Consider the following 16,496-nt stretch of genomic DNA (forward strand, 5'->3'; position numbering starts at 1 on the left):
GAGCGAATTCAGTCCGGCTCCATGTACGGGCGGCGGAAGACCGGGGCCTGGCCGCTTCCCCACGGGCGTACGGCCGCCAGCGCCTGCGCGACCGCGGACTCGAGGGAGCCGCTGGTGTCGATCGTGACAGCCTCTGTCCACGGTGCCTCTTCGGCCGCCATGGCTCTGGCGATGGCCGTGTCGGCGTCGGATGCACCAGGGGCGCGGGTGCTCAGGCGGGCTGCCGACACGTCGCCGGGGACCTCGCAGTGCAGTGCCACCAGGTCGGCGCCGGCGCGTTCGGCCGCGCGGACAGCGGCTTCACGCTGTCCCGCATCGGACCAGGTGGCGTCCAGTACGACCGACTCGCCGGAGGACAGCAGGACGGACGCGCGGTCGAGGAGGGCGGCGTAGGTGCGGTTCGTCCATTCGGGCGTGTACAGGCCCTCGCCGTAGCCGGCAGCCGCGGACTGCTCCGCGGGGATGCCCGCCAGTTCCTTGCGGAGGCGGTCGCTGCTGAGCAGCGTGACGCCGAGGCGGTCGGCCAGTGCCCCGGAGAGTGTGGACTTCCCGCTGCCCGGGAGTCCGCCGACGAGCGTCAGGCAGACGGCTGAGGTGCGCAGGTGCCGCAGCGCCATCGAGACCAGCCTCCTCGATGCCGCCTCCGCGCCCGCAGTCCCCTGCCCCGCCTGGATCAGGGAGACCTTGGCGCGCACGAACGCGCGGTAGGCGACGTAGTGGTGCCACAGGGAAGGGGGCGCGGGGTCTGCGGAGTACTCGCCGTAGCGGGCGAGGAAGTACGCCGCGGCCTCGGGAGCTCCGAGCTGTTCCAGGTCCATGGCGAGGAAGGCGGCGTCGTCGAGTCCGTCGACGTAGCGCAGGTGGTCGTCGAACTCGAGACAGTCGAGGATGCGGGGGCCGTCATCGAGACAGAAGATGTCCTCGCCGAGCAGGTCGCCGTGACCGTCGACGACACGCCCCTGCTCGATGCGTGTGTCGAACAGCTGCTTGCGGCCGGCGAGGTAGCGGCGCACCAGCCGCTCGGCCTCGGCCACGCCGTCAGGCAGGCGGTCGTCGCCGACCAGGGAGCGGACCTGCGCGAAGCTGGCTTCCCAGCGCGACGACAACGCGTCACGGGTGCCTTGTTCGTCCACCTCCGGGCTCCGGAACGCGCCTGCGTGGTGTGCGGCGAGCCGGCGGGCGACGGCCCGTAGGACGTCGTCGACCGCGGCACCTTCCCGTACCAGCAGGGAGAGGCGGCGGTCCGCCGGCATGCGGCGCATCACGACGAGCGGCTCGGGCGCCTCTGCGTCAGGGCTGCGGATCTCTCCCACCCCCAGGTAGACATCGGGAGCGAAGCGCCGGTTGAGGGCGACCTCCTGTTCGCAGGCGGCCCGGCGAGCGGCCACGGTACTGAAGTCCAGGAACCCCAGGTCGAGCGGCTTCTTGACCTTGTAGGCGCGGTCACCCACGAAGAACACGACCGCCGTGTGGGTCTCGCGCACCTCCGCGTGCCGGGGCGGCGCGGAGGTGCGGCCGGTGCCGGTCCGAAGCGCCGACGCGTCGGGGTGGTGCACCGGCCCGCTCGGCTCCCTGGGATCGACACGCTCAGTCATGGGGAACGACGGCGACGGGGCAGCGCGCGTGATGGATCGCGGCCTGGACCACGGAACCCAGGCGGGGCGCCAGCGCCGGACGGTGCCTGCGCCGGCCGACGACCAGCAGCCCGGAGCCCTCGGCGGTCCGTACGACGGCCTTGGCGGGGCTTTCAAGAACGATGCTGTCGGCCACCTCGACGTGGGGGTACTTCTCGCGCCACGGGCTGAGGGCTTGATCCAGCCGCTTCCGGGCACCCTGGGTGATCTCTTCGGTCACGTCGTGGTCAACGCCCCACGGAGCGTAGGCGTGCACGGGCAGACTCTCACCGTGAACGGCCCGCAGGGGGACGCCGCGTGCCTCTGCCGTTTCGAAGGCGAACGCGAGCAGGTCATCGCTGGGGCCGCCCAGTTTCAGCGCTACCACTACGCCGCTTGACGCACCTGCTGCCGGTCCTGGCCCCTCACTGCGTGTTTCGGCACGGACCAGAACCACCGGCCGCGAGGCCCTGGCCACGACGGGTGTGCTGATGTCTCCCAGGAAGTAGCTTTCCACCAGTTCCAGCCCCCGCGAGCCGAGCACGGTCATCTCGGACTCCGATGCCGCCTGGAGGAGGGCGTTCTGAGCGTCGTCGGCGACCAGGTTTCCGACGATCAGCAGCCCGGGATGGCGCTTTTGAAGCTCCGCCTTCGCATGGTGCACCAGCCGCCTCGCCCAGTAGTTCTGGTCGACCTCCGAAGGGAGGTGGGTCGGTTCCGGCACCAGCAGGGGCCACGCGTGCAGCAGACGCAGCGTGCGCTTTCGCCGCTCGGCCTCGTCGGCGGCCCAGTGGGCCGCGGCAAGACTCTCCGGTGAGCCGTCGAGGCCCACGGTCACGACTGGGTCCATGGCGACCGCCTCCGTCTCGTGATGAGCTGCCATCACAGTGAACGAATCGTCCGCTCACACGACGCAGGCGCACCGAGGACCACTCCGCCGGCCCCGCTGGCGGTGACGGCCGGATGCGCCTCGGCCTCCGGCCCCCTGATCGGTAGGAACCCGTCCGGCCGCCTGGTTCATCCGCGCGGCGACCGGGCACCGCAGTCCCGCAGCGGCCATGCTGGAGGCCGCCGGCGGCAGCGCGTCGGCCGGAGAGCACGGGAAGGAGCATGCGGGCATGCCGTCCAGCACCCGCTCGGGCCTGCAGTTCCGGATCGACGGGGGCGGCGCGTTCACCGACGCGGTGGCCCGCTTGCCGGACGGCCGCCTGCGCAGCCTCAGGCTCCTGTCCGACACCCCCGGCCGGTACCGGGACGCGGCCATCGAAGGCATCGGGAGTGGTGGGTGCCGAGAGCGCCGTCTTGCCCACGCCCTGCGGACGCACGCGAAAGGGGGACCGATGAAGGCTTTCACCCCTACGGCGGTCATCGGGATCGGGAACGAGTTCAGGCGGGACGACGGGGTCGGGCCGGCTGTGGTCGAACTGCTGAGGGACCGGGCCGAACGGCGGCCACTGCCCCCGGGCACCGTTCTCACGCTGTGCGACGGCGACCCCGGGCGATTGATCGGCCTCTGGGAGAACACCGGTCTGGCGATCATCGTCGACGCGTGTTTCCTCCCGTCCGCGCAGCCGGGGCGGACATACCGGTGGGACGCCGCCGCGGGCGGCGCCCTGCGTCCGGCCGCCCCGGGCAGGCACAGCACGCACGGGCTGGGCCTCGCCGAGGCCGTCCGCCTCGGCGACACGCTCGGGCGGAGTCCGGGCCGTCTGATCGTGTACGCGGTCGAGGGAACGGACCGCACGCTGGGCGTGGGCCTCACCTCGGCGGTGGCGCGCGCGGTACCGCCTCTGGTCCGGCGGATCGCGGCGGATATCGAACAGCACGACGACGCTTCGGAGGACGACCGCGCCCAGGGCGACCCGCCGGGCGGGACTCGCCGGACCGGGTTCGGGACCCGGGGGTGAAATGCCTGACACCCTGTCAGTGAGCCGTTGCGAGCCGTACGGCCTCGGCGCGGTGGACCGTGCCGGAGAGGCCCGGACCTCGCCGGGCCGGACTGCGCGGAGAAGAGGGGCAGACCATGAGTGACCCCGCAGGCACGCAAGGATGCCCCGGCGGGCGGCCCGAAGCAGTGCTGGACCCCGGCGGTCTCGAAGCACTCGTACAGGTCCTGAAGCGCCGCGGCCGTACGGTGATCGGCCCGACCGTGCGTGACGGAGCAATCGTTCTCGACGAACTGGATTCCGCCGCGATACTGCCGTACGGGTGGGGGGTGGAGCTGGAGGCGGGCCGGTACCGGGTCCGCCGGCGGGAGGACGGATCCGCCTTCGCGCACAGCGCGGGGCCTCAGTCGTGGAAGTCGTTCCTGCACCCCGAGCGCGTCCGCCAGTGGTCTGCGGACCGCGGACCCGGCGGTGGGCTGACCGTGCACGCGGAAGAGCCGGAGAACGTCTCGTACGCGTTCCTCGGCGTGCGGCCCTGCGATCTGCGTGCCATCCGGATCCTGGACCGTGTGATGTCCGGCGGCCGGTACCGGGATCCGACCTACCTGTCCCGGCGGACGGGCGCCTTCCTGATCGCGGTCGAGTGCACCGAGCCGGGTGCCACCTGCTTCTGCGTCTCGATGGGTTCGGGACCGGCCGTGGACGACGGGTACGACCTCGCACTCACCGAGGTCCTTGACGACGGCGGCCACCGCTTCCTGTGCCGCAGCGGGAGCGATGAGGGAGCCGCGGTCCTCGCGGAACTCCCCCGCCGCGTCGCCGACGAGCCCACCCGTGCCACCGCGGCCCACCGCGTGCGCGAGGCCGCCGAGCGCATGGGCCGGTCCATGCCTCCGGTGGACCTGCGCACGCTGATGCGGGACAGCCTGGAGGCCGACCGCTGGGACGACGTCACGGCCCGGTGCCTGAGCTGCGGCAACTGCACCATGGTCTGCCCCACCTGCTTCTGCACCACCACGGAGGACGTGACGGACCTGACCGGCGACCACGCCGAGCGGTGGCGCCGCTGGGACTCCTGCTACGACCTGGACTTCTCGCTCCTGCACGGCGGCGCGGTCCGGGCCACCCCCCGCAGCCGCTACCGCCAGTGGCTCACCCACAAGCTGGGCACCTGGCACGACCAGTTCGACAGCTCCGGCTGCGTCGGCTGCGGCCGCTGCATCGTCTGGTGTCCCACTGGCATCGACCTCACCGAGGAGGCACAGGCCCTGCACCAAGAGGCCACGCAGAGGGAGAACACGCCGTGAGCCCGGGGCCGGGCGAACCTCCCTGCGAGGGAGTGCTCGCCGCTCTGCCCGCGGAGCACTGCGGGCCACTGATGGCCCTCGCCCGTGGCGTCGCCCTTCCAGGCGCCACGCGGGTCTTCGAGGAAGGCGGGGCGGCCGACCGCTTCTGGATCATCCGCTCGGGCACGGTTGCGCTCGATGTCCAGGTGCCCGGCCGGGGACGCGCGGTCGTCGAGACCATCGGGGCCGGTGGCCTGCTCGGCTGGTCTTGGCTCTGCCCGCCCCGGCAGTGGCACCTCGGCGCCGAAACGCGGGAGCCCACCGCCACCTGGGAGTTCGACGCCGCCGCGGTCCGCGACCTGTGCGCCGAGCGGCCCGCGCTCGGCCTGGCACTGGTCACCCTCGTCGCGCAGACCATCGGAGACCGGCTCAGGAACACACGCACTCGGCTGCTGGACCTGTACGAAACTCATGGGAGCGGGCCGACGCGATGAGTCAGACCCCCCTTCCTCACCTGGTGGTGGACCGCCAGGAGGAGACGCACGACACGGTCACGCTCACGCTGGAGCCGCTCGGCAGGCCTCTGGCCCCCTTCGCACCGGGCCGGTTCGCGATGCTGTACGCGTTCGGGGTCGGCGAGATCCCCGTGTCCGTGTCCCGGATCTCCGACGGGCAGGGGCTGGCGCACACGGTACGAGCCGTCGGCGCCGTCTCGCGTGCGCTGTACGGGCTGGGGACCGGTGCGTCGGTCGGGGTACGCGGCCCATTCGGTACCCGATGGGACACGGCGGCCGCCCGCGGCCGCGATCTGCTCGTCATCGCCGGCGGCATCGGCCTCGCGCCGTTGCGTCCGCTGATCCACGCGGTGCTGGCCGAGCCTCACGCATACGGGCAGCTCAACGTCCTCGTCGGCGCGAGGACCCCCGCCGATCTGTTGTACCCGGACGAGTTCCACGCCTGGCGCCGGCCGTTCGCAGCCGTCACCGTCGACCGGCCCTCCGCAGACTGGACCGGCAGGGTCGGGGTCGTCACCACCCTGCTCGGCGACGCCCGGTTCACGCCGGCGGACACGACCGCTTTCGTCTGCGGCCCGGAGGTCATGATCCGCGCCACCGCGCGCGCTCTGGTCCACCAGGGCGTCCCCCCGGACCACATCCAGGTCTCCCTCGAACGCAACATGCGCTGTGCCACCGGCCACTGCGGACACTGCCAGCTCGGCCCCCTGCTGCTCTGCCGCGACGGCCCGGTCATCGGCTACGACCAGGCCGAGCCCCTGCTCACCGTCCGGGAGCTATGAGATGAACACCCCCGCAGCACCACAGCAGCGCCTCCGCCCCCGGCTCGGCGTGTTCAAGTTCGCCTCGTGCGACGGCTGCCAGCTCACACTCCTCGACTGCGAGGACGAACTGCTCGGTATCGCCGACCAGCTGGAAATCGCCCATTTCACGGAGGCGTCCGGCCATGTCGCCCAAGGCCCCTACGACCTCGCGCTCGTCGAAGGATCGGTCAGCACCCCCGAGCACGTCGACCGCATCCGGCGCATCCGTGACGACTCCCGCCACCTCGTCACCATCGGCGCCTGCGCCACCGCCGGAGGCGTGCAGGCCCTGCGCAACTACGCCCGCGTCGAGGAGTACCTGGCGACCGTCTACGCCCGCCCCGACTACATCGCGACCCTCGCCACCTCCACGCCCATCTCCGCCCACGTGCCCGTCGACTTCGAGCTGCGCGGCTGCCCCATCGACCGCGGCCAGCTCCTGGAAGTCATCACCGCGTTCCTCGCCGGACGCAAGCCCGGCATCCCCAACCACAGCGTCTGCTTCGCCTGCAAGCAACGCGGCAACGTCTGCGTCACCGTCGCCCACGGCACGCCCTGCCTCGGTCCCGTCACCCACGCCGGCTGCGGGGCGCTCTGCCCGACGTACGGACGCGGCTGCTACGGATGTTTCGGGCCGGCCGGGACCACGAACCTCCCTGCGCTCGTTCCGCTCCTGCACCGCGACGGGATGAACGAGGAGGACACCGGCAGATTCCTGCACACCTTCAACACGGCCGCCTTCACCGCCGTGGAGGAACGGGGTCCCGGCGTGACGGAGGGGCGAGGAGCCGGATGAGCGAGCCCACGCCCCGGTCCCAGGTCCTGCGCATCCCCGCCCTCACCCGTGTCGAAGGCGAGACCGCACTCCACCTGCGGGTCCACGACGCCACCGTCACCGAGGCGCGCCTCGACATCTACGAGCCGCCCCGGTTCTTCGAAGCGTTCCTCCGGGGCAGAGCTCACACCGAGCCCCCCGACCTCACCTCACGCATCTGCGGAATCTGCCCCGTCGCCTACCAGATGAGCGCCTGCCGGGCGATCGAGAACGCGTGCGGTGTCACCGTCGACGGACAACTGGCTGCCCTGCGCCGCCTGCTGTACTGCGGCGAATGGATCGAGAGCCAGACGCTGCACATCCACCTGCTGCACGCTCCGGACTTCCTCGGCCACGACGACGTGATCGGGCTGTCCCGCTCCCATCGAGAGCACGTCGAGCGCGGACTGCGCCTGAAGCAGGCCGGCAACGCCGTGGTCGAGCTGCTCGGCGGCCGCTCTATCCACCCCGTCAACGTCCGCCTGGGCGGCTTCCACCGCACCCCGACCCTGGCCGCACTCCGCCCCCTGGCGGAGCGGCTGCGCACCGCACTCGACGACGCGTGGGACACGGTGCGCTGGGTCGCCGGCTTCGACTTCCCCGACGCCGAGTGCGACGCCGACCTGTTCGCCCTCGCCGAGCCTGCCGCATACGCCATCGAATCCGGCGTCCCCACCGTGCTCCCGTACGACGGGACTCTCCCGTCGTACGACTTCCCTCTCCGGGACTTCTGCGACCACGTCACCGAGGAGCAGGTCCCGTACTCCACTGCCCTGCATTCCCGGCTGGACGGCCGCAGGCATCTCACCGGATCCCTCGCCCGCTGGGCCATCAGCGGCCACCTGCTCTCCCCGACGGCCCTGGAAGCGGCCCGGCAGGCCGGACTGGGCGACCCCCCGCCGCGCCCGGGTTCGCCGGGCGCCGGGCGCGGCACCGTCTGCAGAAACCCCTACCGCAGCATCCTCGTCCGGGCGGTGGAAGTCCTGTACGCCGTGGAGGAGGCGCTCCGCATCATCGACGCGTACGAGCCCCCGGTCCGCCCGTACGTGGAGGTACCGCCCCGGGCCGGCGCCGGACACGGCGCCACGGAAGCGCCCCGCGGCCTGCTCTACCACCGCTACGCGCTCGATGAGGGCGGCCGCATCACCGAAGCCTGCCTCGTTCCGCCCACCTCCCAGAACCAGGGCGCCATCGAGGAGGACCTGCGTCGGATCGTCCAGGCCGGGCTCGACCGCGGGGAGGTGTCCGAGGCCGAACTCACACGGCTGTGCGAGCGTGCCGTCCGCAACCACGATCCGTGCATCTCGTGCTCGGCCCACTTCCTGGAACTGGACATCGAACGGACGCCGGGAAGCACCTGAGACGTTCCGGAGGAGCCGCCCGGGCCGCCCTCCGCTAAGCGGTGAGTTCCTTGCTGATGTGGTGGGCCCAGGCGTGGATGCGCTCCGGGTTACGGAAGTCCCCGCCCTTGCCTTCGTGAAGAAGGGCCTTGGAGATCAGGCCGGGAGTGTTGGCGGTGATGCTGCCTCCGAAGGTGACGTGCTCGCGGGCGCCGAGGATCTGCATCTGGCGCGCGACGGCCGGTACCGGCGGGATGTCCTCCTCGTCGGCGCTGGTGTCGACGGGACCGCTGCTGAAGAACCAGACCGGGCGGTGGCGCAGGTCTTCGGCGTTGCGCTTCGCGCAGTGGCTCGCCTTGCTGTTCCAGTGCCCGGCGTACAGTGAGCCGCCGAGGACGACCGCATCGTAGCCGCGTACGTCGTCCACATCGCCGGCGGGGATCACGACGGCATCGAGGCCGTCCTCCCGGAGGGACTCGCCGATCTCTGCCGCGATGCCGGCGGTCGCGCCGTGTTCGCTGCCGTAGGCGACCAGGACTCGCTTCGTGCTCATGGTTCAGCTCCTCGGATCCAGGCCCGCAGGCTGACGGGGTGGTTCTACTGTCCGTCCCTGGCGGCTCCGTCACATGGGCCATCGGGGCCATGCCGAGGGCCATCCGGCCCCCTCCCTGCCGCTGCGCCGTTTACATGGTCGGCGGAGCCGGGTCCCCTCGTCACCTCAGGAACGCTGTGCGTCGCCGACACCCCCGCCTGCCCCCCGCCCAGATCGCCGACGCCCACACCGCCTCCACCACCGGCCACGTACGCGGCAAGGTCGTCATCACCAGCGAACAGCCCGACTCGAAGTAGTCAGCGACGGCGTTTTCGCCATCGCGATCACCCTTCTCATCTTGGAGATCTCCGTCCCCGATGGGCTAACGCGAGCAGTCCGCGAGCGACAGCAGCAGGTGCGCGGACTCGGGGCGCAGGTGGTCGGAGTGCGCCCCCGCCGGGTTCAGGCGTCTGCCTCGTACGTAGGAGGCCGAGGCGTCAACGCTGACGAAACGGTGGTTGAGGGCCTCGAACGGGTAGCGCTCGGCGGTGGGGAGCAGGCGGATCCGGGACGGTTCCATCGGGATCGGAGCCATCCCGCTGTGCCCGATCCCCCGCTCGCGTTCCACGCGCAGGTGCCAGAAGCCGGTCGCCCGGTCGTGGCGGGAGTACGTCGTCACGACGGGGCCCCGCAGCGGGGCCCCGTCGTGCGCGGCCGCGGAGTCCGGCAGCAGGGAAGGGAAGAGGGTGCCGAAGGCGTCCCGGGGCGCTGCCATCTGGAACAGCAGCATGCTGTCGGCGGTGAACGGGCGGGACGGCAGTGCCTCGGCCAGGTTCCAGCTCAACGTGTCGCCGAGCGAGGCCTCCGCCGCCCACTGCACCGCCTCGCACAAGAAGCGGCAGCCGAAGGAGTGGCCCACCAGGTGCAGGTACTGGCCCTCGCGGTTGGCCAGGACGGGAGCCTCGGCCGGGTCGGGGCGCTCCGCGTCGAGGTAGCCGAGCAGCCGGCCGAGCACATGGGCGGCGTGTCCGGTGCCGCCCCGGGCCCCCATCGCGTGGGCGCGTTCGCGGATCAGCTCGTAGCCGGCCCGGCCGATCCGGCTGGAAGAGGGCCAGCGCACCACCACCGTCCAGGGGCGGAAGCCGGTTTCCACAAGCTTCGGGTAGCGGTGCGGGGATGCGGTGAAGGCGCGCTCCGCCAGCTCCCGCAGCCGGTCGGCCGCGCGGCCTGCCGAGCGTGGCGGGGTCTGCCAGCCGTGGACGTAGACCACGATGTCAGTGGCCCAGGCGGGCAGCGCCAGCCGCTCGGCGAAGTACGTCGCGAGATGGTGCTCGGCGACCGGCTCGCCGGTGTCCTCGTCCAGCAGCCAGCCGCTCTCGTCGAGGTCGACGGCCGCGACCGCGGCGGCGTCCGGCCCCGCGGAGGCGTGCTTGCGGCGGAGGTTCATGCGTGCTCCGTTCTCCCGGCCGGACGGCTGCCGGCGGTGTGGCTCTCGGCCTGCCGCCCCGACTCGGCGACCCGGTACGCCTCGGCAAGGCGGATCCGTGCGTCCATGCCGCAGTGCAGGGCGTAGGCGAAGCCGAGCGGGTTGCGGTACTCGGCGGTGAAGTGCCTGGCCAGCTGCCAGACGATCCGGCCCGCGGTGTCCTGCGGGCCGCCGTGCAGAAAGCGGCGGACGAACTCCCGGGCGTACTCGGCGGCGAACGCCTGCGGCATGTCAATCTGTGGTCCGAGCACACCCTGGGCGCCGTACCGGATCAGCACCCGGCCGAGGAAGGAGCGGTCGGCGTCCGCGGCGGCGTTGCCCGCCTGGCAGGCGTTGAGCAGCACGAACGGATGGAAGCTCCCGGTGATGCGGTGGTCGGCCCGGACCTCGATCACGGTCTGGCCGTCGAAGGGGATCCCGTCGCCCAGCCTGATGACCAGTTGGGGGCTCTCCGCACCGTTCACCTCGAAGCCGCCGTGGCCCCAGAAGTACATCAGCTGCTCGTCGATGTCGGGCTTGCCGAGGTCTCGAACGAGGTCTTCGTACGTGGTGCGGACCTCGCAGCGGGTGCCCTCGGCAAGTGCGGCGGCGACGGCGGGAGCGCAGGTCTTGGGGCCGACGGTGGGGTTGTGGTTCAGGCTCACGGATATCGGGCCTGGTGCGGCGGGCTGCGGCAGCCGCAGCCACTGGTAGGCGTCGCCGGTGTGCTCGATCTGGTGGCGGTGGCCGAGGAAGAGCGCGAACAGCGCGTCCAGTTCGCCGACCCCGGCGCCGGGCGCGGTGGGCGTGTGGGCGAGGTGAAGCGGCTTCAGGCACAGCATGGGCCACGGCAGGTGCAAGTCGTGGGAGTCGAAGCGGATGCGAAGGCCCTCGCCCGCCAGCATCATCGCGAGATAGCCGCGGAACATCTCGACGCGCTCGTCGTCCCCGCCGAACAGCACGTCGAAGAGCAGCGAGGCGCCGGCACGGGTGAGCTTGGACATGGCGCCGACGAGTTCGGCCTCCGGTTCGTGCCGCAGATCGGCTGCCGTCGCGTAGGGGCGGCGCCGGTCGGCCAGCGGCCGACCCGCGGCGTCCTCGGGCTGGTGGTCGACGAAGACCTGGTTCCAGCGGCGGCACAACCGGGCGGCGCAGGAGCGGACTTCGGCCGGGCTCGCGGACAGGACGACCTTGTGCTCGCCGCCGCGCAGGGTGGGCAGCGCGGGGCCGGACATCCGGGCCTGGATGCGACCGCCGTCGAGGACGTCGAAGCTGATGCGGAGATCGGGCTCGGCGGTCTCTAGGTGGGGCAGCCGCCGGTAGCCGTCGCTGGGGTCCTGGACCACCCGTATGGGCAAGGGAGTGGGCATCAGTTCATCGCCGCCTGCGTCGTTCGGGCGCCGGTACGAGCGCCTCGGCATCCTGCCCGACCCCGGTCACGGTCAGCTCGGTCTCCACCTGTTGCAGAGCTGTTCCGCTGGCGTGTTCGTACAGCGTGAACCTGATGACGTGGCGGCCGGCGCGGCGCGCGAGCAGTATGAACTCCATGTCGTGGACATGGTCGTAGAGGGCCCGGGCCGGCTCGACGGTGGCGGCTCCGAGCGCGGTCGCCACCACTTCCAGGACGGGGCGGCGGCGGGAATCGGGCACTGCCCAGGGGTGCCCGGGATCGGCGTGCAGGCGCAAAGCGATGCGGATGGGCCGGTCGACACCGGGGGAACCGTCGTCGAGCAGGGTCAGCCCGACCCGGCAGCCGGGCGCCCCCGGACCAGCCTCGCCCGGTTCGCCGCCGCGCTCGGCCGTCTGCCCGACCATGGCCTGCCAGTACGCGAGGTCTGCGCGGGTCGCGAGCGTGTCGGGATGGTCCGGACCGAGGACCCTCATGCGGTCGTGGAGGACCTGCTCGTACGCGGCCGCCGCGCCCGCGGAGTCCCCCGCCTGCCCGCGCCACCAGGCGAGGTCTGCGCGGGTGGCGAGCGTGTCGGGATGGTCCGGACCGAGGGCTCTGAGGCGGTCGTCGAGGACCTGCTCGTACGCAGCGGCCGCGCCCGCGGAGTCGCCGGCCTGCCCGCGCCACCAGGCGAGGTCGTGCCGGCCCGCGAGGGTGGCCGGATGGTCCGGTCCCAGCACGCCTCGCATGAGGTCGAGGAGCTCCTCGTACGCGGCGGCCGCGCCGGGGGCGTCACCCGACTCGCCGCGCCACTGGGCCAGGCTGTGCCGGGCGGTCAGGGTGGCGGGGTGGTCGGGGCCGAGTACCCGTACGAAGTCGCCGAGCAGCTCGGCCGTGGTGGTGGCGGCGCCCGCGATGTCGCCTGCCTTGCCGCGCCACCAGGCCAGGTTGTGGCGGGTGGTGAGGGTGGACGGGTGGTCCGGTCCCAGCACGCGGATCAGGTCGCCGAGCAGGTCGGAGGTGGCGGAGACCGCTCCGGCCACATCACCGGCGTGCCCCTGCCACCAGGCGAGTTCGGCGCGGGCGGTGAGGGTTCCGGGGCTGTCCGGCCCCAGGGTCTCCCGGAGGCGTTCCAGTACCTCCCGGTAGGCCTGCAGGGCGTTCTGGATCTGCCCGGACTCGCCCAGCCAGAAGGCCGTCCGGCTCCGGGCGACCAGGGTGTCCGGGTGGTCCGGGGAGAGGAACCGCTCCCCGGCCTCGGCGAGCTGCCGGAAGTGGTCGAGGGCGGCGGCCACCTGTCCGCTCGCCCCGAGGCTCTCGCCGGCCCGGAACAGGACCGGGTGTGCGCGGCCGCCCTCGAAGAGGGAGCTCAGCGCGTGGCGGGTGAGGGCGGAGACATTGGCACGCAGGGCTTGGGCGAGCGCACTGTCGCGGGCGACGGGAGGCCATGCGGCGAGCAGCGCGTCGGCGGCCGCCACAGCGGCGGCGTCGCGCTCGTCGGGGGTCAGGGAGTCGCGGGTGGTGCGCTGCACGGTCTCCAGGACGCGCACCGCCTGGTCGGCTTGGGCCGGATCGTGGTCGATCAGGCTGAAGCGGTGGAGCGCCCTCAGGGCGAGGGCCGCCTCGTCGGCGGTCGGGGGGTCGGGTTCCTCCTGCCGCGGCGTTCCGGTGTTGCGCTGCGCGGCGAGGAACCGCAGCGTCGGCAGGCCCGTGAGTACCGGTGCCGGAACACCGTTCGGGTCGAGCAGCGACAGCAGCCGCAGCATGGGCCGGGCCAGTCCGAGCGGCCGCATCTGGTTGGCGCTTTCCACCGACAGCGACCAGGCGGCGGCCAGGGTGGTCGTCTGGTCGTCGGGCAGCATGCCCGGGTCGGGGGTGAGATCGGCGAGACTGGTCGCCCGGTCGGCGAGCCGGCGGCGGTAGTACGCGCAGTCCACGCCGGCGTCGACGAGATAGGCGGCGGCCTGGCTCAACGCCAGGGGCAGGTGGTCGAGTTCGGCCGCGAGCGCCCGTAACTCGGCGGTGTCCTCATGGCGCTCGTGCACGGCGAGCCGTTCGGTGAGGTAGGCGAGGGACTCCCCCTCGGTGAACAGCCCCACGGGCACGACCTTGTTGCCGCCGCCGTGCAGTGACGCGTCGCGGCGCCGCGTGGTGACCAGGACCCGTCCCTGGTCGTGGTCCGGCGGCCAGAGCCCGCGCAGGTCCGCCGGGTCGGCGACGTCGTCCAGTACGACCATCCAGCGGCACCGCCCGACACCGCCGGCAGGTTGGTTGGACAGCCAGGCCAGGAAGCGCTGGGCCGCCAGTTCGGCATCCGGATCCTGGTCGCCGAGGATCTCGGCCGCCGCGTGCGCGTACCCGGCGACGACGGCGGCGCGCGAGCCGGCGGTGATCCACACCAGCAAGTCCGCGCCTCCGTCCTGCCGGACCCGGGCCACGAGGTCGGCGGCGGCCTGTGTCTTGCCGACACCGGCGGGGCCGACGAGCACGACTGTGCCGGAGCTCCCGGCGGCCGCCTCCAGGGCGCCGACCGTGCTGGTGCGGCGGAACGCGTCGGCCCGGCGGGGCAGCGGACCGATCTGGTGCGGCCAGGCGGGCCGCGTGTGCCCGCGCGGAGTCGCGATGAAGACGTTGGAGACTTGCACGATCGCGGCGTCGCCGGTGATCGCGAAGGACGGCCCGGTGTCGCCCTGCTCCTCGTCGGACCAGGCCCGGGACGGGGCGGCGATGCGGTGGTGGTCGCCGACAATCACACCGCTGTGCACGACGCGGCCGGTGTTGACCACGGCCGGCTGATGTACGCGGGTGCCGGATCCTAGATCGTCCAGGAGGGCGCGCAGCTCGGTGACCGTGTGGGCGCGGTCGGCCGGATCCTGGTCCTCCAGCAGCAGTTCGAGCCGCGCCTGCCAGATGTGCCGGGCCTCTTCGACCTCCCGGTCCGCCGTGCCCAGGTCTACCGCCCTCAGCGCGTCGGCCGTCCGGTCCAGGCGTTCCAGTTCCAGGCGCTCGCGGTCGGTGTCCCGGCGCCCCAGCAGCTGGGCGACCCGGGCGCGGAATTGGATCCAGGTGTCCGTGGTGGCGGAAGCGATCAAGGCGCTGCTCGCCTGCGCCGCCAGATACGCCAACTCCGCACCAGGCACCAGTGCCCCCTGACCTCGCCCGATCCTGCTCCGCCCTGCCGCAGACCTTAGACCCGCCCGGTCACTCCCGTACGCCGTTCGGCGCGATCCCGCGTGGCGAATGACGGCGTACGGGAACGGCGTACGGGACGGGGAACGTCGGCGCCGTTGCCATCCCCGCCGGGATGGTGCCGGCCCTGCTGCTGGCCCGGGCCGGAATCGAGGTGACCCTACTGGAGAAGCACGGCGACCCGGACGCTGCGGTCCGCGCCGCATGGTCACTTCCCGGGCGGTTGCGCCGCCGGCCGGCCGAGTGGGCCGGCCGGTCGCGCGCTGCTAGTCCTGTTTGATCGCGGAGATGTCGAACTCCAGGACGACCTTGTCGCCGACCAGCACGCCGCCTCCTTCCAGGGCCGCGTTCCACGTCACGCCGAAGTCCTTGCGGGAGATGGTCACCGATCCCTCCAGGCCGACCCGCCGGTTGCCGTACGGGTCGACAGCACTGCCCGCGTACTCGAAGTCGATGGTGACCGGGCGGGTGGTGTCCTTGATGGTCAGGTCGCCGGCGACACGGTACTCGGTGTCGGAGCGCGGCTCGACCGAGGTGGTGCGGAAGGTGATGTCGGGGAAGTTGGGAACGTCCAGGAAGTCGTTGGTGCGCAGGTGCTGGTCGCGCTGTTCGACGCCGGTGTCGATACTCTCGGCCTTGATCACCACCTGGGCGGTGGATCGGGCCGGATCGGCGCCGTCCAGGCGGGCCGTGCCCTCGAAGTGGTGGAACGCGCCGCGGACCTTGGTCACCATGGCATGGCGGGCGATGAAGCCGATCCGTGTGTGGGCCGGGTCGAGGACATAGTCCCCCGTGAGCTCGGCGAGGGCGGGGGTCGTGTTCAAGATGCCTCCGTGGGGCCTGGATCCCGGCGGCGGTCCGCCTGGATCGTTCCGGAACCACGCTAGGGCGTGACCAGTTCCCTGCCCCGTCGGACGCACGGGGCAATGGCAGAGTGCACTCCGACCGGCGGCCTCGGGCCACCGGCTTGCCGCTGCCAGGGCGTGGCCCGCAACCCGCGGCCGACACTGGTTCGAACAACTCCGAGACATGGCGCTGTCGTGCGGAGCCGACAGAGCGACCTGCGCCCGTTCTGCACATTTGTCACCGATGCCCGGTACGGCCGGACGGCGGCCTTTCTGCCGGAGTTCGGCCGAGCCCCGGTGCAGGTCTGCCACGACTGGAAACACCGCCGACAACGTCGCAGACGACGGGGGCCGGCCCGGACGCCGCGCGCTGACCCATGACGAGCTCCGAGCCCCATTCGACGCCTTCCCCGCATCGCCGTGATGCCATCCGGGTTGCTCGCCCGCGCAACCTGCCCGGTCAAGGGCAGAACCTGCGCGCCAGGACGGGGGGACGGACGGACGTTCCATCCCGGAACCTGCTGTTTGGTCCGTGGTGTCGAGCCGAAGCGTGCGCCCCGCGACCCGGGGCGCACGCTTCTCCGCTCAGGTCCGGTGCCGGTAGATGATCCGGCCGCGGGTCAGGTCATACGGGCTCAGTTCCACGAGCACCCGGTCGTACGGGAGGATCTTGATGTAGTTCTTCCGGATCTTCCCGCTGATGTGCGCGAGCGCGTGGTGCCCGTTCTGGAGCTGCACCTTGAAGGTTGCGTTGCGCAGGCATTCGACGACGGTGCCTTCGACTTCCAGGCCCTTGGCTGTTCTTGGCAATGTCTCTT

15 protein-coding genes are annotated in these 16,496 nt (G+C 72.1%); 7 read left to right on the forward strand and 8 right to left on the reverse strand.

What is annotated here, in order from left to right; genetic code table 11:
• Positions 1–8 precede the first annotated feature (8 nt).
• Both AB0I68_RS19415 and AB0I68_RS19420 read right to left on the reverse strand, forming a co-directional pair.
• Positions 9–1,484: an AAA family ATPase gene (locus AB0I68_RS19415; protein ID WP_363178659.1), complete on the reverse strand. Its 1,476-nt coding sequence runs from the start codon at positions 1,482–1,484 to the stop codon at positions 9–11.
• Positions 1,485–1,587: 103 nt separating this feature from the next.
• On the reverse strand, positions 1,588–2,463 hold the full coding sequence (locus AB0I68_RS19420; RefSeq protein WP_363178556.1) for a universal stress protein: 876 nt from the start codon (positions 2,461–2,463) through the stop codon (positions 1,588–1,590).
• 268 nt (positions 2,464–2,731) lie between these two features.
• On the opposite strand from AB0I68_RS19420, the gene AB0I68_RS19425 reads away from it, so the two are divergent.
• From AB0I68_RS19425 to AB0I68_RS19450, 6 genes are all read left to right on the forward strand, one after another.
• Entirely contained in the window at positions 2,732–3,520 is a 789-nt protein-coding gene (locus AB0I68_RS19425) for a hydrogenase maturation protease (RefSeq protein ID WP_363178557.1), read from the forward strand.
• A 116-nt stretch (positions 3,521–3,636) separates the two neighbouring features.
• Entirely contained in the window at positions 3,637–4,806 is a 1,170-nt protein-coding gene (locus tag AB0I68_RS19430) for a 4Fe-4S dicluster domain-containing protein (RefSeq protein ID WP_363178558.1), read from the forward strand.
• A complete protein-coding gene (locus tag AB0I68_RS19435) occupies positions 4,803–5,279 on the forward strand; it encodes a cyclic nucleotide-binding domain-containing protein (RefSeq protein WP_363178559.1) in 477 nt (158 codons plus the stop codon). The genes AB0I68_RS19430 and AB0I68_RS19435 overlap by 4 nt, the downstream gene beginning before the upstream one ends.
• The gene (locus tag AB0I68_RS19440; RefSeq protein ID WP_363178560.1) at positions 5,276–6,082 is read left to right on the forward strand and encodes an FAD/NAD(P)-binding protein; all 807 of its coding nucleotides are present in this window, start codon (positions 5,276–5,278) and stop codon (positions 6,080–6,082) included. Before AB0I68_RS19435 ends, AB0I68_RS19440 begins: the two co-directional genes overlap by 4 nt.
• A 1-nt stretch (position 6,083) precedes the next feature.
• Positions 6,084–6,899, forward strand: coding sequence for an oxidoreductase (locus AB0I68_RS19445; RefSeq protein ID WP_363178561.1), 816 nt, complete (start codon positions 6,084–6,086; stop codon positions 6,897–6,899).
• The gene (locus AB0I68_RS19450; protein ID WP_363178562.1) at positions 6,896–8,278 is read left to right on the forward strand and encodes a nickel-dependent hydrogenase large subunit; all 1,383 of its coding nucleotides are present in this window, start codon (positions 6,896–6,898) and stop codon (positions 8,276–8,278) included. Before AB0I68_RS19445 ends, AB0I68_RS19450 begins: the two co-directional genes overlap by 4 nt.
• Before the next feature lie 34 nt (positions 8,279–8,312).
• Here AB0I68_RS19450 and AB0I68_RS19455 read toward each other — a convergent pair whose 3' ends face one another.
• The 4 genes from AB0I68_RS19455 to AB0I68_RS19470 all read right to left on the reverse strand — a co-directional run bounded on the left by AB0I68_RS19455 (position 8,313) and on the right by AB0I68_RS19470 (position 14,784).
• On the reverse strand, positions 8,313–8,810 hold the full coding sequence (locus AB0I68_RS19455; RefSeq protein WP_363178563.1) for a flavodoxin domain-containing protein: 498 nt from the start codon (positions 8,808–8,810) through the stop codon (positions 8,313–8,315).
• Positions 8,811–9,171: 361 nt separating this feature from the next.
• Complete coding sequence (locus AB0I68_RS19460; protein ID WP_363178564.1) at positions 9,172–10,236, reverse strand: hypothetical protein; 1,065 nt, start codon at positions 10,234–10,236, stop codon at positions 9,172–9,174.
• The gene (locus AB0I68_RS19465; RefSeq protein ID WP_363178565.1) at positions 10,233–11,624 is read right to left on the reverse strand and encodes a CHAT domain-containing protein; all 1,392 of its coding nucleotides are present in this window, start codon (positions 11,622–11,624) and stop codon (positions 10,233–10,235) included. The genes AB0I68_RS19460 and AB0I68_RS19465 overlap by 4 nt, the downstream gene beginning before the upstream one ends.
• A 4-nt stretch (positions 11,625–11,628) precedes the next feature.
• Positions 11,629–14,784: a tetratricopeptide repeat protein gene (locus AB0I68_RS19470; RefSeq protein ID WP_363178566.1), complete on the reverse strand. Its 3,156-nt coding sequence runs from the start codon at positions 14,782–14,784 to the stop codon at positions 11,629–11,631.
• Between the two features lie 164 nt (positions 14,785–14,948).
• Between AB0I68_RS19470 and AB0I68_RS19475 the strand changes: the two genes are divergently transcribed.
• Complete coding sequence (locus AB0I68_RS19475) at positions 14,949–15,113, forward strand: hypothetical protein (RefSeq protein WP_363178567.1); 165 nt, start codon at positions 14,949–14,951, stop codon at positions 15,111–15,113.
• Here the strand turns inward: AB0I68_RS19475 and AB0I68_RS19480 are convergent.
• Complete coding sequence (locus tag AB0I68_RS19480; protein ID WP_363178568.1) at positions 15,100–15,657, reverse strand: YceI family protein; 558 nt, start codon at positions 15,655–15,657, stop codon at positions 15,100–15,102. The genes AB0I68_RS19475 and AB0I68_RS19480 overlap by 14 nt on opposite strands.
• Before the next feature lie 606 nt (positions 15,658–16,263).
• Positions 16,264–16,488 (reverse strand): translation initiation factor IF-1, encoded by a 225-nt coding sequence (gene infA / locus AB0I68_RS19485; RefSeq protein WP_363178569.1) that lies wholly within the window; start codon positions 16,486–16,488, stop codon positions 16,264–16,266.
• Between the last annotated feature and the right edge of the window lie 8 nt (positions 16,489–16,496).

The organism is Streptomyces sp. NPDC050448, assembly GCF_040655295.1.
Classification (GTDB): Bacteria; Actinomycetota; Actinomycetes; order Streptomycetales; family Streptomycetaceae; genus Streptomyces.